Below are 21,422 nucleotides of genomic sequence, written 5' to 3' on the forward strand. Positions count from 1 at the left end.
GCACCGACAAAGCGAATCTCCGGCCGCTGTGCCGGGCCCACCACGTGTTGCGCGGCGAACCGGGCTGGACCTTCACCACCAACGACACCGGCACCCTCACCGTCACCACCCCGAACGGCCGCAGCTACACCGAAGAACCACCACGCACCGGATTCGCCTGACGGACGCTCGCGAGCACGACTTCCGGTCGGGTCAGCCGACTGGTGCGCGGTCCGGCAACGCCCGCTCCCGGCTGGGAGGCGCAGCCGCGCGGTCCTCAGCGGACGCTTAGCAGGTTTCGGAGCCGGTCGGCGGGCGTGCGGATCGAGTGATCGCACGTCCTTCGGATGGAGTAAGCGCCGCGGGGAAAAGAGATTCACCCCCGCCGGAACGCCGCATCCAATCGAGTGATGGCGGTAGCGCCGGTGGGGGCTGCTGCTAAAGAGGTGACATGCGATTTCTCCCCGTTGTCTTTTCCGCCCTGTTGTTGACCTCTACGACGGGTGCCGCCGTCGCCGCCCCGGCGCAATCCGCCGGGCACGGGCATGGCCACCACATCCACGCTCACGGCACTTTCGCGCCGTACACCCCGGGCGCGAACGCCGTGACCCACGACCCGAAGCTGGCCCCCGCCGGCTCGAAGGCCGCCGTTTCCGGTTACACCAACGCGCACCGGACCAAGCTCAAGCTGTACGTCAAGGGCCTGCTGCCCAACCGCGAATACGGTTCTCACGCGCACTCCAAGCCCTGCGGTGCGGCCGCCGCCGACTCCGGCCCCCACTACCAGAACGTCGTCGACCCCGTGCAGCCTTCGGTCGACCCGAAGTACGCCAACCCGCAGAACGAGATCTGGCTCGATTTCACCACCGACGCGAACGGCGCCGCATCCGCGGTGTCCACAGTGGATTGGGGTTTCGCCGCGGAAAGGCGCGCGCACTCGGTCGTCATCCACGAAATGCACACCCACACCGAGCCGGGGCACGCCGGTATGGCCGGTGCCCGGCTGGCCTGCCTGAACGTCGGCTTCTAGCCGTGCCAAGCGGGATCGCGGGGACCGCACCCGCGATCCCGCCCCCGGTCAGGCCGGGGCCGTCCGCAGCGATTCGGAAAGGGTGACCAGTTCGCGGACGTCGTCGTCCAGGCTGTCCCCATCGGGCATCGCGACGGGCATCGCCTCCGGCGGCACCGGTTCGCCGCGGGCGCGCGAGCGCAGCGCTTCGGCGAGCTGGTCGGCGAGCGAACCGTCGTGGCCGAGGTGCGCCAGGTACGGGCTGATCCGGACCAGGCCGTCACGGCACTCGATCACCCGCCGGTAGTACTTGCGGTGCACGCCGCGCAGGCTCAGCGCGTCCCGCCACGGGTTGAGCGGGGCCCTGCCGAGCGCGTCCTCCGGGAACGCCTCGTGCAGGAGTGTCCACAGCGGACCAAGCCGGTGGTAGGTCCGCCGGTGCTGCCGCCACACGCGGCCGGCGGCCAGCCGGGTGGCGACACCGGGGTACGACAGGCCGACGACGAGCAGGATCGCGCCGGGGAACACCAGGAAGACCGTGCCCTGCACGAGCAGCCACGGGATGCCCGCGCCCGCCCAGTGCACCAGGACCACCGCGGCCAGCGTCGATCCGCCGACCGCCGAGATGGCGAATCCCACCGACGCCACCCGCAGGCCGCGGGCCAGCCTCGGACCGGCGCCGCGGGCGTAGCGCCGCGTGAAGAAGTACGCGCTCGCGATGCCGTAGGTGAGGTAGAGGTCGACGGCGAGGTAGAAGATCGAGACCCCGGCGCGGGGGTACTGCGACGGCGGGGCGTCCGGCATGAACACCGCCACGGCCGCCATCACCAGTATCGCGGCGCCCAGCGGCACCGCCTCCAGCCAGGCGCGCCGCTGCGCTTCGGCGACCGGAAGCGCCGAGAACAGGAAGAAGCAGGCAAGGGTGTAGACCAGCCCGCACAGGAAGATGTGCTGGAACAGCAGCGGCACGATCGGGCCGGGGTCCGGCTGGTTCACGTTCCCGGCCAGGAAGCCGAACGGGTACGCGGCCGCGAAGCAGGCGAGGCACGCGGTCACCATCCAGCGCGCCACATCCTTCGGCGCGCGGGTGAGCTGGTAGATCTTCCACAGCAGGGCGGGGTAGAGGATCACGCCCTGGAGCACGGTCAGCGCGACGTTGGAGTTCACAACCAGCCCAGCCGTTCGCCCAGCGCGGTCTCGATCCGCTGCGCGGTGGCCCCGTCGGAGGACTCCGGGGCGACGTGGTCCAGCACGGACGCCCATTCCAGGATGATCGTCGCCACCGTCTCCGCTTCCCGCTCGTGGTCGGTGTCGTAGGAGGTCCGGTGCAGCGCGTACCGGACCGACTCGGGTTCCAGGTCCGGGTACTGCTCGCGCAGGTCGCCCGGCGGTGCGACGGGCGGGGTCAGCGTGGTGACCAGGCTGTCGTCCTCCGCGGTGGCGACGTGACCGGCCAGCATGTGGCCGAGCTCGTGCAGGATGATGTGGCACTGGTGGGCCTTGCTCGTGTCCTGCTGGTACACGATGTAGTCGGCCCGTCCGGTGGCGATCCACACGCCGAACGGCCCCGGCACCGGGATCCGGTGCGCGATCAGCCGGATCGGGCGGCCGCGTTGTTCCCCCACCTTGCGGCACAGTTCGAGGACGTCGAGCGGTGGGTGGATGCCCAGTTCGTTCAGCAGCCGCCTGCAGCGGCGCCGCAGCTTGCGTTCCTGCACCAGTCACCCCGCCGTCGGTGTGAGTGGCCCCGTCCTTCGAAGCATCGCCTAGACCGTAGTGACCCGGCCGCCGGCCGGTCACCCCCGACCCCACCTCCACTCGTTCACCATTGTCCCCGAGCCGGGCGTGCGGTGCGCGCTCAGCGGTCGACGAGATGTGCGAGCGTGGTGATGAGGCGTTCGGCGATGTCCGGCGGCCACGGGAACGACGGCGACACCGCGCGCTGGTGGGCCAGTCCGTGCAGGCCGAGCCACAACGCGACGGCGTCGGCGTCGAGGTCGGTGCTGGTGGCGCGGCCGGCGTCGACGCAGTCCGCCATGGCGTCGGTGAGCAGCCGCAAGGTCGGCTGGCCGAGTGCCGCCATGTCGTTCTCGGTCAGGGAACTCGTGGTCAGGTCGGGTATCCAGAGCCCGCCGAACATGGTGCGGTAGCGCCCGGGATGGGTGCGGGCGAACTCCAGATAGCCGTCGCAGACGCCGAACAGCCGCTTCCGGGGATCCTCGCCCGCGGCGTCCCGGCCCGCGCGCAGCCGGTCGTCCAACTCGGTGAAGGCGTCCTGCACCACGGCCAGCATGATGGCGGGCTGATCCGGGAAGTGCCGGTAGATCGAGGGCGCGGCGATCCCGACGCGGCGGGCGACGGAGCGCAGCGTGATGGCGCTTTCGTCGCCGGTCTCGTCGAGCAGCTCGACCGCCGCCGCCACGATTTCGTCGCGCAGCTTGGCGCCTTCCCCCCGGCGGTTGCGGGTGCGCGTCGTGGTCCTGTGCTCGCCCATGCCGTCAGCTTACACCGCAAAACTTATAGCTGTTAGCTCTTGTGATCAGTCGACTAACAGTCGTAGCCTTACGGGCGTAATCACAGAAGATCGGAGCACGTCATGGCCACCGCCACCGTTACCACCGCCACCGAGATCGTCCTGCCCGGCAAGGTCGGGCCGGGCGGCCTGCGGGTCCGCACCCGTGCGCTGCCGGAGCCCGCCGCGGGCCAGGTCGTGCTGAGCATGGACGCGACCGGCGTTTCGTTCGCCGAGCAGCAGATGCGCCGGGGCAAGTACTTCGACCAGCCGCCGTTCCCGTTCGTGCCCGGGTACGACGTGGTCGGCATCGTGACCGCGATCGGCCCCGGCGTGGACCCCGCGCTGATCGGGCGCCGGTTCGCCGCGGTCACCAAGGTCGGTTCCTGGGCCAGTGCCCTGCTGCTGGACGCCGCCGATCTGGTGGCCGTGCCGGACGGCGTGTCCGCGGCCGCCGCGGAGACCGTGGTGGTCAACGGGATCACGGCATGGCAGATGCTGCACCGGACCGCCGGGGTGCGCACCGGCGGGACGATCGTGGTGCTCGGCGCCAACGGCGGTGTCGGTTCCACGCTCGTGCAGCTCGCGAGACACACCGGGATCACGGTGATCGGCACCGCGTCGGAGCGGCACCACGCGGCGGTGCGCGAGCTGGGCGCGATCCCGGTCGACTACCGGGACCCGGAGCTGTACCGGCGGATCAGGGAGATCGCGCCGGACGGGGTGGACGCGGTGTTCGACCACGTCGGCGGTGCCGCGGTGGTGGAGTCGTGGCGGCTGCTGCGGCGCGGCGGGACGCTGGTGTCCTACGGCACCGCGGCGACGAAGGACGAGGAGGGCGACTCGCGGCTGCCGGTGCTGAAACTGTTCGCGCGGCTGGCGTTGTGGAACTACCTGCCCAACGGCAAGGGTGCGCGCTTCTACAACTTCTGGGCAGGCAAGCGGCGTCTCGACGCGTTCCGGGACCGGCTGCGCGAAGATCTCACGCGGGTCCTGCGGCTGCTGGCCGACGGAGTGCTCACCCCGCAGATCGCCGCCGAGTTCCCGTTGTCCGATGCCGGTTCCGCGCTGGCGCTGGCCGAATCGCGCACCGTCGCGGGCAAGGTCGTCATCGTGCCGGACGCGCACCGGGTATGACCGCGGATTCGTGCCGGGCCCGCGCGATCGACCCGCGGCTGGTGCGGGACGCGCACGGGCTCCTGCGGCCGACCGCGACCAGTACGACAAGGCGGCCCCGGCGCGGCCGCCCGCCCCGGCCGATGTCGGTCCCGGCGCGCCGTAGGTCAGCCGCCCGCCGCCAGCACGCTCGGCACCCTGTCCGGGGCGGCGGTGCGCAGCAGGCCGTAGCCGATCCCGGCGGCGCCGTTCAGCAGCCCCGGAATCCAGGTGCCGTACGGGCTCGCGCAGCGGAATTCGCCTGCCAGCACCGAATTCGCGATGGTGCCCGCGACGCGTTTCGCGATTTCAGCGCTGGCCGGGTCGCTCAACATGGTCTCCACCAGCCCTAGCGTTCCGTGGCAGAGCGAGTCGTTCGCGAACCCGGTGACCGAGGTGCCGGTTTCGTCGAGGAGATCGCGCCGGACGGCGGCCACCGCCCGGCGCAGGTCTTCCGCGACCGCCGGGTCGGTGAGCACGCCGAGCAGTTCGCCTCTGGCCAGCCCGATCCCGGCGGCGCCGTGGCACCACGCGTTCATGAAGGCGTCCTCCGGTGTGCTGTCGCGGCGGTCCGGCCAGCCGCCCGCCGCGCGGTCGAACTGGGCGTGTTCGTAGCGGAGCACGGAGGTGGCCGCCTCGGCGAACCGGTCCTGCCCAGTGGCCAGCGCGATCCTGCTCAGCGCGACGGCGACCCCGGAGGCGCCGTGCGAATAGCCCAGCATCGGTACGCGGTTGCCCATCGTCGGCACGGTCAGCCCGTCGGGATGCCGCTCGGCCCTGGCGAGCAGGGCGGTGCCCGCGGTCAGCAAAGCCAGTTCCGTTCGCTCATCCGGCCGGGCCGCGTGCAGAACGGAGATCGCGAGCGCCGCGCCCGCGGTGCCGGACATGACGTCCAGCTCGGTGTCCTCGGCGAGCCCTGCGATCATCGCCTGGACCAGGTCCGCGGCGGTGTCGAGCAGCGCGTCCGAGCGCCAGAGCGAGCCGAGCCTGGCCAGTGTGTAGACGGCGCTTCCGAGTTCCGCGAACATCCCGGCCGGCTGGTCCGCCAGGTGGCCGGTGGCGTCGACGATCCTCGTGGTGATCGATTCGGCGGCCTCGCGGTACCGGCTTCGCCCGCTCAACTCGGTCAGGCAGGCCAGGAACAAGGCGATTCCGGCGTCACCGTCGTACAGGTCGAGCGCGGTCGGCGCGAGTACCCAGTGCCGCTCGGCGGCCAGGCGCAGCGTGAGCCACCTCGGCTGCCTGTCTTCGGCGATCGCGGTGTCGAGCAGCCGGTCGCCGATCAGGGTGGCCGCTTCGAGCGCGGTGGGCACGTCGATCGGCGGCGCCAGCGGACGGGGCACGACCGGCGTACCCGGCGCGACGCGGTCACCGGCCAGCGCGGCCAGCGATGCCTCGATGCACCAGCGCTGCCGGGTCAGGTCGGCTTCGCCGAGCGCGGCGATTCCTTCGCGGACCGCGTCGAGCCCGGAAACGGGGTAGAAGTCCGGTACCAGCACACCGGTTTCGTCGCACAGGTCGCGCGAGCCGACGGTGACCGTGAACGCGGGGATGTCCCGGCCGGTGAGCTGCCGGATCTCGCTCGCGATCAACTCCTCGCGGCCGGTGACCTCTTTGTGGCCCTTGGCGAGCAGCTCGAACAGGCAGGACCGGTCGAGTGCGTCGCCGAGCACGTCCGGGTGCCATGACTCCAGCAGGATCCGGGCGTAGATCATCGACGAGCGCAGGATCGGCCGCGCTTCGGCCCCCGAAAACGCCGCGATGGGGCCGTTTTCGGCCAGCAGCTCGTCCCGGTGTGCGACGAGCAGGCGGTAGGCGTCGGTGAACCCGGCGAGCAGCTCGGCCCTGTGGTGCCACGGGTCCACTGTGGACGATCCGAGCGCCGCGCGGTTTTCGGTGGCGGGCATCGGCAGGTGATCGCGTTCGCGCCGCATCCGATCGGTGCCCGCGTCGACCCAGTGCGGCAGCGGCATCGGGGTCGGCGCGCCCTGCGCGCCGGTCATCCCGCTCATATCCACCGCGCGGACACCCGCGGCGTCCTCTTTGACCACCCGGTTCGGGAGCAGGCCGATGCGGAGGACGGTTTCCTTGCTGTGCGCCCGGATCGGCGGTACGAAGACCGATTCGAGGTCAACGAACACCGGGTGCTCGCCGGCGGCGATCAGGTTCTCCGAATGCATGTCCTGCGCGCGCAGGGCGTGCAGGAGCGCGAGTTGTGCGCCCTGCCGCCAGAAGAACCGGGTGACCTCGGCTTCGGTGGTGCAGCTCGCGGGCTCGGCGAACTCCACCCAGCCGTACTCCCCGCGGTCGAAGACCTGCAGGTGGCGAAGCGGATGGCGCAGCCCTCGGTCGTTCGCCCAGGCCAGGAGGGCGGAGAAGTGCCGCTCCGTGGCCAATCCCCGTGGTTTGTAGACGATCCGCCGTCCGTCGCCGAACGTCACCACGGCGACGCTTCGGCCGCCGCGGTGGGTGTCCCCGGCGCCGAAGTCGATCGCCGTGACGTCGGCCGCGGTCAGGCCGGGGAGGATGGCGGGTAGATCGTCCCGGAGCCGTACGGCGAATTCGGCGCGGACGGTCGCCCACGTGCTCAGCTCGGTCACCAGTTCCCTGGCGAGCACCGGATGTCGCGAGAGGATTTCGAGCGAGAACTCCGCCTCCCGCAACAGGTCCGCAAAGGACGAAAAGCGGGCCTCCGGGGTTTCCCCGGTCAGCCGGTCCCGCGCCGCGTGCATTTCCCGCACCAGCACGGGGGTGACCATGGCGGCCAGCTGCCTGGTGTCGCGGGCGAACAGGGGATGGTCCGGCGCGAGCCAGCCGAGGTCCCGCCGGAGCTGGCGTTCGCAGTGACCGAGCAGCGGCGCGGCGAGCGTGAGCACACCGTCCACATCGGCCGGTTCCGGGTGGGCCCACGCTTCGGAGAGCACGGCCAGCCACTCTGGCCGCTCGGGAAGCCTGGCACTGAGCTGTTCGGCGGATTCGCCAAGCACCAGAAGAAGTTCGTCGGATTCCCACCGGGTGAGGTCGATCTCGACACCGCCGGTGGCGAGCTTGTCCCGCCGCCACGCGGCAAGCCTGCGCCTGCCGCGTTCGCGGGTGTTGTCGTCCGCGGTCACCGGCGCTGCCCTGCGTTCGGGCAGGGACAGCGCCGGTGACCAGTTCAAGGTCAGCAAATCACCTGGCTGCTGCACTCCGGCGCGAACACCGAGTTCACCGTGCACGCGGCGCCCGTGAGCGCCGCCAGGTCGGCGGTTGCCGCGGTCTCCTCCAGGTCAAGGTCGGTGAGTTCGATCCGGCCGATCGGGTCGGCGATTTCGGTCAGCATTCGGTTTCCTCCCAGGATTGACGGAATCAGCCCACCACGCCGGCGAGCCATTTCCGGTAGTACGCGACGCTGGTGTCGATGTCCGGGGTCTGGCCGCAGATGTCGCCGGGACCCCTGCTGACCACCCCGGCGAGCTGGTACCGGCCGAGGCTGCCCTGCAGCACCGGCGAGCCGGAGTCACCGCCGCACGAACCCGACACGTCGTCGGGGTAGTCCGTGCAGAAGTCGCCTTTCCGGATGCCGTAGGCGTCGCCCGCGACCGGGTCGCTCACGCACTGCGGGCTCGTCGGCGGCACCACCGGCGAGTCGAGCCTGCTCAGCCGCACGGGAAGCTGGTCGGGGGTGTGCTGGTTGACATCGGTGAAGCCCCAGCCGATCTGGCGGACGACCGTCCCCGTTGCGGGCATCTGGGTGGCGAGGGAGATGGGCTGCTGCGGCACCGCGTGATCGAGCCGCAGCAGCGCGATGTCCATGCCGTTGTTGCGGTCCGCGCTGTTGACGTAACCGGGGATGGGCTTGATCTCGGCGACGTTCGCCGTCGAGCCGCCGGTGGTGCGGTCGTTCGAACCGACCCGTACGCGGTAGGTGGCGGGGTCGATCGGGGTGTAGGGCGCGCCGTTGGCGCCCGGTTTCGTCACGCAGTGCGCGGCCGTCAAGACCCAGTTCGGGCCTACGAGGGAGCCCCCGCAGTACTGCGCGTTCGGATCGCCCTTGTACTCGCGTTGGATGGAGACCACGAACGAGTAGGCCTCGTTCGTGGGTTTGCCGTTGATGATCGCCTGCGCGGGCACCGCGACCGCGGTGCTGCTGACGAACACGAAGGCGACGGCCAAGGCACGTCGCCAGACACGTGGTGTCACTCCAGGTATTCCTTCCCCAGTGAAGGTGTGTCGACGCGATCATCCTGCCAGCAAGAGGCCCTGGTTGGGGAGGAAATCCGCAAAATGGACGAGGCCACTGCGGGCGAACGGGGTACCGCGCCCGGTCGCTCGCGGGGATTCCTGGCAGCGAGGGGAAGCGGCCGTCACCGCGCCCATCGCCGCGGGAACTCGTCGCGCTGCCGTGCGTCGACCGCTTCCAACCGGGCACCGGAGGCGGGGCGTCGGCGCAGAGGAAGCGGCGGCCGCGCTCGCGTCCGTCGAAGTAGGGGAGGGCGCCTGCCGCGGTCCAGTCCTGCTCCAGCGCGTCGAGGAAGTCGGTCCACCAGCCGAGGTGGTGGAAACCGGGCCGCTCGACGTGCCACGGCGAGCCCGGGAGCTTCGGATGTCATGGGGCCTCCGGTCGTTGCTCGGCGATGGCGCCGGCGTAGGCCGTTCCCGTTCACATCTTGCGGCTCCACTGCCCAGGAAAGGTCTCGGCGAATCCCGGCCGAGTCTGTCCTTAGTGGACACCAAGGTGGCGGACCTGGCGAAGTTCGCCTGGTTCGCGGCAACGCTCGCACGGTGATCTGCCCGGTCGTGTCAGGTTCGAGGTACGGACGCGCCACCGGGCAGCACCGGCAGTTCGGTCAGCCGGGTACGACGAGGTGCGCGGCGCGATCGTTCGGGCCCGCTTGTGCGTCGTTCCCGCGCCGCACTACGTTGCTGGAATGGATCTCTTCTCGCGCTCGTGGACGGCGCTGCGCACGGCGGTCGCCGATCTCCACGACGAGGACTTCGCGCGGCCGTCCGGCTGCACCGGCTGGCTCGTCCGGGACCTGGTGTGCCACCTGGTCATCGACGCGCAGGACGTGCTGATCACCCTCGTGACCCCCGCCGAGGCCGAACCGACCCGCGACGCGATCACCTACTGGGCCGTCGCCACGACGCCGCCGACCGGTGACGACCCGCTCGACGCGCTGATCGTCCGGTTGGCCGCCGCGTACGAGGAGCCGGGGCTGCTGAAGTTCCACCTCGACGACGTCGGCTCGGCCGCCGGGCGCGCCGCCGATCTCGCGGACCCCGGCGTGCGCGTCAGCACGCAGGACCAGGTCCTGACCGTCGGCGACTACCTCTCCGCGTACGTCCTGGAATGGACGTTGCACCACCTCGACCTGATCGCGCACCTCCCCGAAGCGGCCGGACCGCCCGCCGAGGGGCTCGCCAAGACGCGCGAAATGGTGGAAAAGATCGCGGGCGCCGCGTTCCCGGCATCGTTCTCCGACTCCGACGTGCTGCTGATCGGCACCGGCAGGCGCCCCCCGACCGACGCGGAGAAGGCCGATCTCGGCGACCTGGCCGCGAAGCTCCCGCTGGTACTCGGATGATCGGTGGCAACGCGGCAGGGGAGTCGTGCGTGGACGGTGCGGAGCGGCACTCGCCGGGGGTGCCACGACGGAGTGGAGGAACCATGCGCCGGATCAGTTCGGTCCTGCTCAGCACGATGCTCGTGGGTGGCGTGTGCGCGGCGACGGCGGGCACGGCGGCCGGTGCGGAACGCCGCGCCGACGTCAGACTGACCGCCGCACCGTCCACAGTGGAGGTTCCAGCGGGCAAGGCCGGTACCGTCACCCTCACCTACTCCAACGTCGGGAACGTGCCGAAGGAGGGCAGTTCGATCACCGCCCCGATCCCGGCGGGCCTCACCGCCACCGCGCGCCCGGCACCGGGATGGACCTGCCACCTCGACGAGTGGCCCTCGCTGATCTGCGCCACCGAAGGCACACTCGCCCCTGGTGACGTGGTCACCCCGGCCGAGGTCGACCTGTCCGCGGCCGTTCCCGTTTCCGCTCGGGTCGAGTTCGGCACGCTCGGCTTCTACCGCGACCCCACCGAGAACCCCGCCGACAACTATTCCACAGTGGACGTTCGGATTTCCTAGCGCGGAAAGTCCTCCGCAGCAATCGTTGCCGCCCCATTGGCTTGCCTGCGGGCGAACCTCTCCCGGGTTTCCCCGACGATGATCGGATCGAGGACGGGGTGAGTTTCGTCGGCGCGCGCCCAAAGTTCGGCGGCCGCGTCGCGTTCGCCGCGCGCGGCAGCGAGGTTGCCGAGACCGGTGTAGGCGCGCGCTGTTTCGTAGGCGCTTCCACATGCCTCGGCTCGGGTGGCCGCGTCCTGGTAGGCGGTGGTGGCGAGATCCTCGCGCCCTGCCCGGAACCACGCCCAGCCGAGGCAGTTCTGCGTCATGGCGGCGTCGAGCGGGAGTCCGAGTTCGTCGAAGAGCGGCAGGATTTCGGTGGCGAGGACGGCGGCTTCGCCGGGTTGTCCGAGCGCGGTCATGACGAGCGCGATGCCGCGGTTGGTGATGGCGGCGTTGCGGCGGTTGCCGGTTCGCTCGTAGCAGACGCGAGCAAGACGCAGATCGTGCAGCGCTTCGGCGTGGTGGCCCCGGTAGTGGGCCACCCAGGCGCGGTGCGCCAGCATGGTGCTTTCGCCGTGGCCGTCGCCGAGATCACGGTACAGACCGAGTGCTTCGCGATAGCAGTCGGCGGCTTCGTCGAGGTTGCCCTGGTCGACCATCGCGACCCCGAGATTGGCCGTCACGGTCGCGAGCGCCCACCGGTTGTCGAGTGCGGCGGCGGATTCGCGCGCCCACCGGTTGGTTGCGATCCATGCGTCCCACAGCTTGCTCGTGAAGAAGAAGCCGCGGAGGAAGTACGCCAACTGCCAGCACCGGTCGTGTTCGCCGCGGTCGTTCGCGGCACGGCACAACGCCACCAGGTTCGGCCACTCGGTCTGGAACCAGGCGAGGGCCATTTCGTCATCGTCCAGCCTGACCTGTTCAGGGACGTCTGGTTCGAATTCGATCGAGGGCTGAAACCGCTGTGGCGTGAGCAGACGGTCGGCGCTGGCGGTGCTTCGCACGGCGAAACCGGCGAGCCTGCGGAAGGCCGTTGCACGATCCCGCTCTGCCGTGCCGGTGAGCACTTCCTCGCGGGCGAACGTTCGCAGCAGGTCGTGGAACTGGTAACGCGCCACGTCGGGTTGCGCGAGCAGATAGGTGTCATGGAGCCGTTCCAGCGTTCGGTCGGCTTCGCGCAGGGAGAGCCCACCCACTGCGCTCGCGATGTGGACATCGAAGTCGTCGCCGGGATGCAGGGCGAGCAGCCCGAAGAGCCGGGACTCAGTGGCGGTGAGCTGTCGTACGGAGAGCAGGAACGCCGCGGACAGAGTGCGTTCGCCGTCATCGAGTTCGCCGAGCCGGGTGGCTTCGGCGCCGAGCCGCCGCTCCAACTCGCCGAGGTGCCAGGCGGGGTGGGCTCGCAGCCGCGCTGCCGCGATCCGGATCGCCAGCGGAAGCCTGCCGCAGCGTTCGGCCACTCGTGCGACACCATCCCCCGGCGGGAGCCCGGTGAGGGCGGTGAACAGTTCGACGGCAGCGGGTGCGGGCAGTACGTCGAGCGAGACGTGGCAGGCGTCGTCAATCGTGGTCAGCCTCGATCTGCTGGTGATCAACACCCGGCATTTCGGCTCGGCGGGCAGGAGCGGTCGCACCTGCGCCGCGCTGACCGCGTTGTCCAGCACCAGGAGCACGCTGCGCCCGCGAAGCCGGGACCGGTACAGGGCGGCGCGGTCGTCAGGGTCCGCCGGGATCAGCTCGGCCGGGACGCCGAGCACCCGCAGCAGGCGGTCGTGCACGGCGGCAGGACCGGCCGTGTGCTCCTCGGGGTCGTACCCGCGCAGATCCACGAAGAGACAGCCGTCGGCGAACCCGGCTTCCAGCCGGTGAGCGCAGCGGACAGCCAGCGCGGTCTTGCCGACACCACCCATGCCCGACACCACGCAGACACCGCTGTCGGCTTGCAGGGCGCGGCGGACACGCTGCATCTCGGCGCTTCGGCCGGTGAAATCGGCCGTGGCGGAGGGAAGCCCGGACGGGCGGATATCGGGTCGCGTACGGCGGCGTTTCGGTCCGTGGGGCAGGAAAGCCACCAGGGTGCCCGGTATGCCCAGTTCTGTTTCGCACAGCGTGGCCAGCGCCGGGTTCGGTGTCGCCAGCCCGGTCTCGACCTTGCTCAGGTAGCCCTTGCTGTAGTGCGTTCGCTCGGCCAGCCAGGCCAAGGTGTGGCCGGCCGCGACGCGGCGACGCCGTAGCTCGGCGCCGAAGGTAGCTCGTTCGCTCATCAGCCCCCATCGTCGTCGGATGACCAGTATGGCCGTGCTGAACGTGCCGCGGTACTGGCCCGCGATGGCCCGTGAGCCGGCCGGCTCATGGGATTCGGCCGGCTCACGGGGGTACGACGTGCGGTTTCGCCACATGCGCTGCCTCAGCCGCAGGCGAGGGTCAGCAGGGTCACGATCAGCCCGAGCACATGGGTCTGCATATCACCGCACCTCCTCTCCGCGCGTCCTGACCACGGAGGGGCTCTTGTCCTCGGACGTCGTCGCGGAGCCGCCGGCGAGCAGCACACCCGCGATCAACGCTGTTACCGACAGCCAGACGAGCAGCCGGAGGAGCAAGGAAAAAGAACAGGTGACCGTCATTTCGCCTCCTTCGACGAGCGCGCAGCAGAGCAGCGCTCGAGCATGCGAGCCCCGCCGTGGTCTTCCGGTGTTTTCGCCGCGGAATCGTTGCGGCTCATCAAGAATGCGGTCGCTGGCACGAGGATGACAACGATTTTCCTGTTTCCACTATCAGCGAGAAAGGAAACCTCGGGATAACGATCGTGGAGGTCGTGCGCGATCGACTGGACACCGTGATCCGCGTTGACGGAGTATTGGCGACCGTGCGTGAACCTGCTTGGGAGGACTGGTGAACGTGAGGGTGCTGGACGTGGTAGGGGAGCTGAAGCAGCTCCGGCGTGGACGGGGAATTGCTGCCCCTCAGCTCGGGCAACGTGTCGGGCCCGCATTGCGCGCGGTCTGCGAGATTTCGGAAGGCGAGGATGCCGCGGCGATTCGGAGAAAGGTTTCCGAGCGTTTGCAGGGCCTTGTCGCACCGCTGCCGGACGATCTGCGCACCGCCGTACTCGCCGCTTTCGGCCTGCACGACCAGGCGAGGAACCAGTTCTACCGTGAGCGGGTTCGCTGGGTCGCGGTGGAGCTGGACCGAGACGACCGGACGATCCGCCGTCGAATCGATCAGGGCATCGAACAGGTGGCCGAGCTGGCGGTCGCCGCCGAGCGCTCCGCGGAGCCGGCTCATCCCAGCCGCCGCTGGCACACCGAGTACCTGCGGGTGACCTTGGCGCTGGACCAGCCGGTACCGGAGGCGTTCGAGTTCCGCCGGGTCGTCGCCGACGCCGACGACATCGCCGAGCTCGACTTGGCCCTCACCCTGACCACGCCCGACGCGCGGAGGTCGGTGGCCGAGACGGATCTCCAGGTCGACGTGTTCCACGGTGGGTCGCTGAGCGAGCGGGTGATGGAGTCCAGCGACCGCGTCGGGCTCGCGCTGCGCCTGCCTTCCCCGCTGCGGCGCGGGGAACGACATGAAATCGCGCTGCGGTTCAGGGCCGCCCTGCGGTACCCGCACTACGTGTGCGTCCCGCGCCACCCCGTCGAGCACTTCGAGCTGCACGTCCGGTTCGCGCGGCCGTCGCCCGCGGATATCGTGTTGCTGGACAAGGTGTTCCAGGACGACGCGCGAAACCCCGCCGCGCGGGGCCCGGCCTTGTCACCGGACGAATCCGGTGAGGTGCACGTCGACTTCCGGCAGCTGGCGCCGGGCTTCGCCTACGGCGTGCGCTGGCGAGCGACCTGACCGAGCGCCTCACCCCGCCAACGCGGTCGTGAGGCGTGCGGCGAGTTCCTCGGCGATGCTCCGAGCGGAGCCGCGCAGATCCGCGACGGCGACGGCTTCGTCGGCGTCGAACCGCACCTGCTGTGGCTGTCCGACCGGAAACGAGGCAGTGGTCGCGGCGGCGTCACTCAGGTCACCCACCCGAACCGAGCCGGTCGGAGCCATCCCGATCGTGGGCGCGAACTTGCCGGGCAAGGGGATTTCGAGATCGGCCAGCAGCCCGAGGTGGTCGGTGAGCTGCTCGGTCAGGTCATTCCGGTCGAGGAGCCATCCGAGTGTGGCCTGGGTGGCGGGGAACCAGCAGGTGCGCTGGCCGGAACGATGCACCGCGAGCCCGCTGCCCACCGTCGCCGGACTCGATGCGTAAGCCCAGACCGCTTGGTCGGACGACTCGACGGTCAGCCCTTCCGACGGCGAGAACAGCCGTCGTGACCGTCCGGCGGAGGCCAGTTCGCCGCGAACGGTTTCGAGCTGGCGGATGCCGAGGCGTGCGGTCGGTTCGACGGGGACGAGGTGCAGCTCGACCGCAGGCTGGAGCCGATGCCGGTGACCGGGAACCAGATCGGGCAGCCAGTGCACCGGAATCGCTTCGGGAAGAGTGGTCCACGTGGCTTCGGTCCTGGCGCCCGGCCCCGACTCGGGTGGGAGCACGAGAGTGCGGCCCAGTGGCGGGCGGACGTGCCGCGGCTGGCGGGTGACGGTACGGATCAGGTCTTCGGCACCGGCCGGCGTGAACGCGTCGACCGCGTACCGATCCGCGGCGTGGGGCTGGAGGAAGAGCGGGATTCCTTCGATGCCTTGTCCTGGCAGGAGCACCGGCAGAATCTTCGGCGTCCAAGCCCGCCGGTCTCCCTGCAGGAGATCGCGCAGCAGGGCGGCCTCCGACTGCCCGCCGAGGTTCCGGTCATTGGGGCCGTTTCCGTCGCCCATCCGCCGATAGCCGTCCGACGCGACCACGATTACGTAGTCCGACTCGGTCATGCCTTTCTGGGCCCACGCTTGCCAGTCCTTCCGGTGGTCCTCCGCCCACTGGTCGAGTACGACATCGACACCGTTGTCCTGCAGGAACGACGCGAACTCGCGCACGGCCCTTCGGTGCTGTTCGTCGTCGTGGGTGTAGGAGACGAAGACCGTCGGGTTGCCGCCGGGGAGCCGGTCCGGCTGGCTTTCCTGGAATGACATCGGGGCCCTCGTAGTCCGGTCGTGGTAACGGCGTCGTTCTGGCGACGAACGATAGCAACGCCGGTATCCGGCCATTTGTCGTGGTGGCGGGCGAAAAGCGGACAAAACAAGGACATTTCATGGGTTCTTCTGCGGATGCGATACGACGCATGGCACCGTGCGTGCCGTCGTTGATCATCTTTTGTTCGCCGAAAGGACGACGATCGTGCCGAATCCGGATGGCGCCGTCAGGCGGCCGCGGGTGTACGTTTCGTACGCCCGCGAGTCGGATGAACACGCGTCGCTGGTTCGTGGGTTCGCCGCTTTCCTGCGCACCGAAGCGGGCGTCGACGCCCGCTTCGACCAGTGGTACGCCGATGGCAGGCGGGATTGGGTCGCGTGGGCGAGCGATCAGTTCGAGCGGGCCGATTTCATCCTGGTCGTCGCATCACCGGGGTACGGGCGTACGACCGGAATGCTCGATACCGCGATGCTGCACAACAACCTCGGCCGGAACCTGCCGAACGCGACGCACCGCATCCTGCCCGTGGTGCTTCCCGGTGGGTCCGTCGACGACATACCGCACGTGCTGTCCGCCTACGCGGCCACGCATTACGTGGTGCACGAGTTCACCCTTGACGGGGTCAAGGACCTCGTGCGCACATTTCACGGCTCCACCGCGCACGCGATGCCGCCGCTCGGTGCGTTCCTCCCTCCCGCGCCCGCGGCCGACCCGGTTCTCGTCGCCGCGCCGCGAAGGCTGCCGGGCACTGGCTCGCTGCTGCGCGCTGGCGCCGAAGTGGTCATCGGTGACGATCATTACCTGGTTCACGCCGACACCTACGACGAGTCCACGACCTCGGACGGCGCCGCGGTACTGCGCCGGGGCCGAGCGCTGTCGATCGGTGCGCCACGCGAGCAGGTCTGGCTGAGGCAGCTCGAAGCCCGGCAGGACACGCCGGTGGCCGTGGCGGCAGCGGCGGCCTTGGCACGCGAGCATGAGCTGCTCAGGTCGCCTGCCGGGCGGCGAACAGGGCTACCCCGATCGCTTGCGCTCACCCGGGAGGACGGTGTGGTGACGCTGGCGACCGGCTGGCCGGTTTCGAGCAGGACCGGCGCGCCGTGTGACACGCTCGCGTCGTTCGTCCCCGATCGCGGCGAACTCGTCGACCCGCTCCGCACCCGGGGAATCCTGCGCGGCCTCGCCGGCCTGTGCCGGAACCTCGCCGCGCTGCACCGCCGGGACGTCGTACATCGCTGCCTCGCGCCGGCAGCGATGATCCGGCTCGACGAAGGCGCGCTGGTGCTCCGCGACCTCGGGCTCGCCACCACCTCGTACGCACCGGGGGAGGGACCAGAGCCGTACCGGGCTCCGGAACAGCGCCGGCGTCATCGCGAGCAGGTCGGTCCGTGGACCGATGCCTACCAGATCGCCGCGATCGCGTACCACTTCGCGACCAGCCACCCGCCCCCGCCGTCGACACCGCCGCCGGCGCGCGGACTGGCACCGGCGCTGCCCGCTTCGGCGATGGAGGCGGTCGATGCCGCGCTTGCCGCCGATCCGGCACGGCGCCCCGATGTTTCCGTGCTGGCAGCCGTGTTCGACAGCGCGCGCTGAAATTCGTCCGAGGAGAGTTCCCGGTGCACTCCGTCACCCTGTCCGGCCCGATCGCACTCGTGCCAGCCAGGTCACTCGATGCCAGGCTCCGCGAGCAGGACGAGGGGTTCCCCGGCGTACTGCCGAACGGGGTGACGCAGGTCGTCGCGGACTTCAACGCGCGTCCGCGGGGAGTCGCGGCCACCATTGCCGCACCGTCGAACGGGGGTGATCGCAGCCTTCTCCTGTACACCTCCGCCTACGTCGTCCGCCTGTACGCAAGCGGGCGGGGAGACGCCTACACAGTGGCGTCGATAAAGCCGCTCCGGCTGACCGACCACGACCGGCTGGCCAAGGGCTGCCTGCTCGTGCGGGCGCACTGGCACGCGATGTTCGAGCTCCGCCAGGTTCCCCAGAACGCCGACCTGCCGGTGTATCCGTACCGCGCGGTCGAACCGGTCGGCGAGCGCCGGTTCAGCGCTTCCGCGATCTACGGCTTCGCCATCGTGGGCGAGCGGCTCCCCGAACGGAACCGGTATGTCCGGATCTGCGGTGACCCGGGTCAGCGTGGCCAGGTGGTCCGGGTCGAGGAGGAGCGAGCGGTCGTGCGGTTCGACCAGCCCGTCGACTGGGCACAGCTGCCACGGCAAGGGCAGCTGGCGGAAACGTCCAGTTCCATCGTGTTCGCCAAGCAGCGTGCGGCGGTCGAAGCCTTGCGCACGCGGCAGGCTCGCCACGAGTCGCTGCTCTCCGTGCTGGTGGAGCATCGGGTCCAACCCCTGCCGCTGCGGTCCGAGGTGCCGGGGGACGAACTGGACGAGGATCAGCTCGCCGCGTTCCGGAAAGCGCTCGGGGTACGGGACATGCTGCTCGTGCTGGGGCCGCCCGGTACCGGCAAGACCCGCACCATCAGCGGGATCGCGCGCTCGCTCGCGCTCGCGCGGGACCACGGGCCGGTGCTCGTGTCCTCGCACACGAACCGCGCCGTGGACAACGTGCTGGCCAAACTGCCGCGTGAGGTCGTCGTGGTCCGTGTCGGGAACGAGGGCAAGATCGATCCCGACGGCCGTCCCTTTCTGCTGGAGGTGCTGGCCGCGGACCTGCGCCGCGAGATCGTGGGCAGTACCACCAGCGCGCTCGGTGGTTACGCCGGCTTGCCGCTGGCTCGTCAGTGGGTGCCGGAGCTTGGTCGCCGGATCGGGGCGCTGGCGTCGGCGTTCGACGTGACCGCGCGTGCGTGGGCGGAACTGGACCGGATCCGGGGTCTGGTGGTAGGGCCCGCTCGGGAACGGGTGGCGCAGTCGCGGTCCGAGCTGGCGAGGCAGGAAGAACAGTGGGTGCGGCAGGGCCGGAAGCTTGCCCGGCTGGTTCGGCGCGACGAACGCGCTCGCGCCCGCAGGTGGTGGTCACCCTTCGATGCCGTGGCAAGGGCTGCGGCGCGTGCCAGGGCGCGACGGCTCGCGGTGCGGCAGGCGGAGTCGGCCGGGCTGGCGGAGGCCGTCCGCGGGTGCCGAACCAAGGTGGCCGACGCAGAACGCGCTTTGGAGGCCGAGACGCGGGACATACCCGAGGTACGAGCGGCGGAGCAGGTCCTCGACGACGCGCGACGGCAGATCGAAGGCACCAGAACGGGTGTCGCTCAGGCAGTACAGGCGATCAGCGCCGCGCTCACACCGGTGGACGTGCTGCCGGGGATCGCGTGGGAAGGGGACCCGGCAGCCGTGCTGGCCGCGTTGTGGCGACTGCACGCGTTGCTGGAGCCGCGCCTGGGGCTGCTGGAGGCCAGGTCGGCCCTTCTCGGGGAATGGCGTGACGAGGTGTCCGGCGCCGTCGAGCAGCTCTATCCCGAACTGGTCCGGTACGCCGATGTCGTCGGGGCGACGTGCGTGGGTGCGGCGACACGCACCGAGATCTCAGCGGTGGAGTTCGATCTCGCGATCGTCGACGAGGCAGGGCAGATCGGGGTGCCGGACCTGCTCGTGCCGCTCGTGCGCGCGAAACGGTCCGTACTGGTGGGTGATCATCGGCAACTGCCCCCGGTCGTCAAGAGAGAGGTGACCGACTGGGCCCGCGAAACCGGTGACACCGCCATCGGCACGATGCTCGAGAAGAGCGCGCTCGAGATCCTCGTCGGAGAGCTGCCGGACAGCCACATCGTGCGCTTGACCCAGCAGCGGCGGATGCCGAAGGTCGTCGCGGACTTCATCTCGGGCACGTTCTACGACGGGACGTTGAAGACGATGGTCGACCGCACCCACGACCCGTCGTTGTTCGCCAGCCCGCTGGCCTTCGTCGATACCTCGCGGCTGCCGGAACACGAGCGCGCCGAATCACCGGCAGGCGAACGGGCACGGGGCGGCTGGGTCAACCACGCCGAAGCGGCCTTGCTCGTGCTGCTCGCGTCGTACTACCACCGGCGAGGGGCGGAGTGGGCGCTGATCGTGCCCTACGCCGCGCAGGCGAGGCTGGTCTCCGAACAGCTTCGCGCCAGTATCCGCGATTCCGACGCGATCGATGCGAATGTCGGCACCGTGGACTCCTTCCAGGGTGGTGAACGCGACGTGATCCTGTACGGCTTCACCCGGAGCAACCGCGCCGGCAACGTCGGATTCCTCGACGAGCTTCGTCGGGCGAACGTCGCCTTCACCAGGGTCAAGCGGCAGCTTGTCCTGGTCGGCGACATGGACATGCTGTTGCGCGCGGGGGATCTTCGATTCCGGGAGCTGGCTCTTTCCCTGCGCGATCACGTGCGCGAGAGCGGTGACGTCCGGAGATACGCGGAGGTCGCGGCCCGGTTGAAGGGAATGACGGCGTGAGTGGCGGGAGGAACCTGATGCCGTTCCCGCAGCAGCGGGCGCTGGAGGACGCGGAGTTCGGCAGGGGGCTCGTTCCGACGCGGATCTTCCCGCTGCTGCTGCCGGTCTGGCAGGTCGAGGTCAAGGCCGCGGTCACCGAAGGCAGACCGTACGAGCTGATCGACCGCTATCTCGAGCGCGGGATCGCGGAGGGCGGGTTGGGCACGACGGCGGAACTGGCCGGATTCTTCGCGCTGGACGCCCCGCTCGTCGACAGGGCACTGCGGTTCCTGGACGCGATCGGGCACATCACGGTGCGCGAAGGCAGGCTGTCCCTCACCGAACTCGGCTACCGGTCCCAGCGGGACGAGGTGTGCTACGTGATCGAACGGGAAGATCGCCGCAAGCTGTACTTCGACGGTTTCCTGTCCCGTCCTCTCTCCAGACCCCACTACGACGCCCGCGTGGTCACGCTCCTGCGCCCGCACGAGGTCAACGCGGCAACCGGGTACCCGAGCTTCAAGATGCTCTGGGCCGCGACCGGATTCCGCCGCGAGGCGCTTGCCGAGCTGGCGAGCCACGCGGATCGCCACCGCTACAACCTGCCGGCGCGGATCGAACAGGCGCAGAGCGTCGGCGAGGAACTCGTCCACCTGCCCCTCTACGTCGTGCGTGCACTCGATCGGCGACGGCAGGTCCGGCACCTCGCGTACAGCCAGGCAGGAGACCTGGCCGACCCGGATCTGAGCGAACTGTGCGAACGGAGCCCCGAAATCCGCGGCGTGCTGGACCGCGAGGAACTCGCGGCACGACCGGACGTCCAGGAACGGCATGTCAGCGCCTGGCTCCGCGGGAAAGACCTCGGACGCTTCCAGCCGGAACGGCTCGCACACGGCGGCTGGCAGGTCACCTTGACCGCCGACGTGGTCGAACCGGCCGGTTCGGTGCCGCTGAGCATGCTCGGCTCGTTCGCCGTGCTGAGTTCCTGCCTCCTCCGCATCGCCTGCGACGACGAGGAAACCAGAAGACGCGCGTTGCTCACGCGACTGGACGCGTACCTGACCGGTCACCTTCGTGCGACCGCCGCCGACGTCGAGGTGCGCGTCGATCGCGTCGCACGACAGCTCGGTTTCACCGCGGACACGAAATCGGTGCAGAAAATGGCCTCCGAGGGTGGCTGGGCCGAGTTGGCGAAGCGGTTTTCGGACTTGCGGGACGGGTAGCCGGAC

General features: G+C 70.0%; 17 protein-coding genes. 8 read left to right on the top strand and 9 right to left on the bottom strand.

Annotated elements, in window-relative coordinates; all coding sequences use genetic code 11:
• The first annotated feature begins 430 nt into the window (after positions 1 to 430).
• The gene (locus tag ABD256_RS39860; RefSeq protein ID WP_425546599.1) at positions 431 to 1,009 is read left to right on the top strand and encodes a superoxide dismutase; all 579 of its coding nucleotides are present in this window, start codon (positions 431 to 433) and stop codon (positions 1,007 to 1,009) included.
• Positions 1,010 to 1,057: 48 nt separating this feature from the next.
• Here ABD256_RS39860 and ABD256_RS39865 read toward each other — a convergent pair whose 3' ends face one another.
• The 3 genes from ABD256_RS39865 to ABD256_RS39875 form a co-directional block, all read right to left on the bottom strand.
• Positions 1,058 to 2,155 (bottom strand): MAB_1171c family putative transporter, encoded by a 1,098-nt coding sequence (locus ABD256_RS39865; protein WP_344430846.1) that lies wholly within the window; start codon positions 2,153 to 2,155, stop codon positions 1,058 to 1,060.
• Positions 2,152 to 2,706, bottom strand: coding sequence for a hypothetical protein (locus ABD256_RS39870; RefSeq protein ID WP_344430848.1), 555 nt, complete (start codon positions 2,704 to 2,706; stop codon positions 2,152 to 2,154). The genes ABD256_RS39865 and ABD256_RS39870 overlap by 4 nt, the downstream gene beginning before the upstream one ends.
• Before the next feature lie 140 nt (positions 2,707 to 2,846).
• Positions 2,847 to 3,482, bottom strand: a complete 636-nt coding sequence (locus tag ABD256_RS39875; protein ID WP_344430850.1) for a TetR/AcrR family transcriptional regulator — start codon at positions 3,480 to 3,482, stop codon at positions 2,847 to 2,849.
• A gap of 102 nt (positions 3,483 to 3,584) precedes the next feature.
• Between ABD256_RS39875 and ABD256_RS39880 the strand changes: the two genes are divergently transcribed.
• The gene (locus tag ABD256_RS39880) at positions 3,585 to 4,637 is read left to right on the top strand and encodes a medium chain dehydrogenase/reductase family protein (protein ID WP_344430852.1); all 1,053 of its coding nucleotides are present in this window, start codon (positions 3,585 to 3,587) and stop codon (positions 4,635 to 4,637) included.
• 146 nt (positions 4,638 to 4,783) lie between these two features.
• Here the strand turns inward: ABD256_RS39880 and ABD256_RS39885 are convergent, their stop codons facing one another.
• Genes ABD256_RS39885 through ABD256_RS39895 form a run of 3 tightly spaced genes read right to left on the bottom strand, consistent with a single transcriptional unit; the run spans position 4,784 to position 8,837 of the window.
• A complete protein-coding gene (locus ABD256_RS39885; protein WP_344430854.1) occupies positions 4,784 to 7,816 on the bottom strand; it encodes a type 2 lanthipeptide synthetase LanM family protein in 3,033 nt (1,010 codons plus the stop codon).
• Positions 7,817 to 7,818: 2 nt separating this feature from the next.
• Positions 7,819 to 7,977 carry a hypothetical protein gene (locus tag ABD256_RS39890; RefSeq protein WP_344430856.1) on the bottom strand — a complete coding sequence of 53 codons (159 nt, stop codon included), beginning with the start codon at positions 7,975 to 7,977 and terminating at the stop codon, positions 7,819 to 7,821.
• Positions 7,978 to 8,003: 26 nt separating this feature from the next.
• Positions 8,004 to 8,837, bottom strand: a complete 834-nt coding sequence (locus ABD256_RS39895) for a S1 family peptidase (RefSeq protein WP_344430858.1) — start codon at positions 8,835 to 8,837, stop codon at positions 8,004 to 8,006.
• Between the two features lie 728 nt (positions 8,838 to 9,565).
• On the opposite strand from ABD256_RS39895, the gene ABD256_RS39900 reads away from it, so the two are divergent.
• Together ABD256_RS39900 and ABD256_RS39905 are read left to right on the top strand one after the other, a co-directional pair.
• A complete protein-coding gene (locus tag ABD256_RS39900; RefSeq protein ID WP_344430862.1) occupies positions 9,566 to 10,222 on the top strand; it encodes a maleylpyruvate isomerase N-terminal domain-containing protein in 657 nt (218 codons plus the stop codon).
• A gap of 83 nt (positions 10,223 to 10,305) precedes the next feature.
• A complete protein-coding gene (locus ABD256_RS39905; protein ID WP_344430864.1) occupies positions 10,306 to 10,776 on the top strand; it encodes a hypothetical protein in 471 nt (156 codons plus the stop codon).
• Here the strand turns inward: ABD256_RS39905 and ABD256_RS39910 are convergent.
• Positions 10,773 to 13,022, bottom strand: a complete 2,250-nt coding sequence (locus ABD256_RS39910) for an ATP-binding protein (RefSeq protein ID WP_344430866.1) — start codon at positions 13,020 to 13,022, stop codon at positions 10,773 to 10,775. The genes ABD256_RS39905 and ABD256_RS39910 overlap by 4 nt on opposite strands.
• Positions 13,023 to 13,223: 201 nt before the next feature.
• Positions 13,224 to 13,382, bottom strand: coding sequence for a hypothetical protein (locus tag ABD256_RS39915; protein WP_344430868.1), 159 nt, complete (start codon positions 13,380 to 13,382; stop codon positions 13,224 to 13,226).
• A gap of 436 nt (positions 13,383 to 13,818) precedes the next feature.
• Between ABD256_RS39915 and ABD256_RS39920 the strand changes: the two genes are divergently transcribed.
• Complete coding sequence (locus ABD256_RS39920) at positions 13,819 to 14,601, top strand: hypothetical protein (RefSeq protein WP_344430870.1); 783 nt, start codon at positions 13,819 to 13,821, stop codon at positions 14,599 to 14,601.
• Positions 14,602 to 14,610: 9 nt separating this feature from the next.
• On the opposite strand, the gene ABD256_RS39925 is transcribed toward ABD256_RS39920, so the two are convergent.
• Positions 14,611 to 15,822 (bottom strand): toll/interleukin-1 receptor domain-containing protein, encoded by a 1,212-nt coding sequence (locus tag ABD256_RS39925; protein WP_344430872.1) that lies wholly within the window; start codon positions 15,820 to 15,822, stop codon positions 14,611 to 14,613.
• 205 nt (positions 15,823 to 16,027) lie between these two features.
• Between ABD256_RS39925 and ABD256_RS39930 the strand changes: the two genes are divergently transcribed.
• Genes ABD256_RS39930 through ABD256_RS39940 form a run of 3 tightly spaced genes read left to right on the top strand, consistent with a single transcriptional unit; the run spans position 16,028 to position 21,416 of the window.
• The gene (locus ABD256_RS39930) at positions 16,028 to 17,419 is read left to right on the top strand and encodes an SEFIR domain-containing protein (RefSeq protein WP_344430874.1); all 1,392 of its coding nucleotides are present in this window, start codon (positions 16,028 to 16,030) and stop codon (positions 17,417 to 17,419) included.
• Positions 17,420 to 17,442: 23 nt separating this feature from the next.
• Positions 17,443 to 20,214 carry a DEAD/DEAH box helicase gene (locus tag ABD256_RS39935; RefSeq protein WP_344430876.1) on the top strand — a complete coding sequence of 924 codons (2,772 nt, stop codon included), beginning with the start codon at positions 17,443 to 17,445 and terminating at the stop codon, positions 20,212 to 20,214.
• Complete coding sequence (locus ABD256_RS39940; protein ID WP_344430877.1) at positions 20,211 to 21,416, top strand: hypothetical protein; 1,206 nt, start codon at positions 20,211 to 20,213, stop codon at positions 21,414 to 21,416. The genes ABD256_RS39935 and ABD256_RS39940 overlap by 4 nt, the downstream gene beginning before the upstream one ends.
• Positions 21,417 to 21,422: the final 6 nt, after the last annotated feature.

Origin of the sequence: Amycolatopsis minnesotensis (genome assembly GCF_039529815.1) — a bacterium.
Taxonomy (GTDB): Bacteria; Actinomycetota; Actinomycetes; order Mycobacteriales; family Pseudonocardiaceae; genus Amycolatopsis; species Amycolatopsis minnesotensis.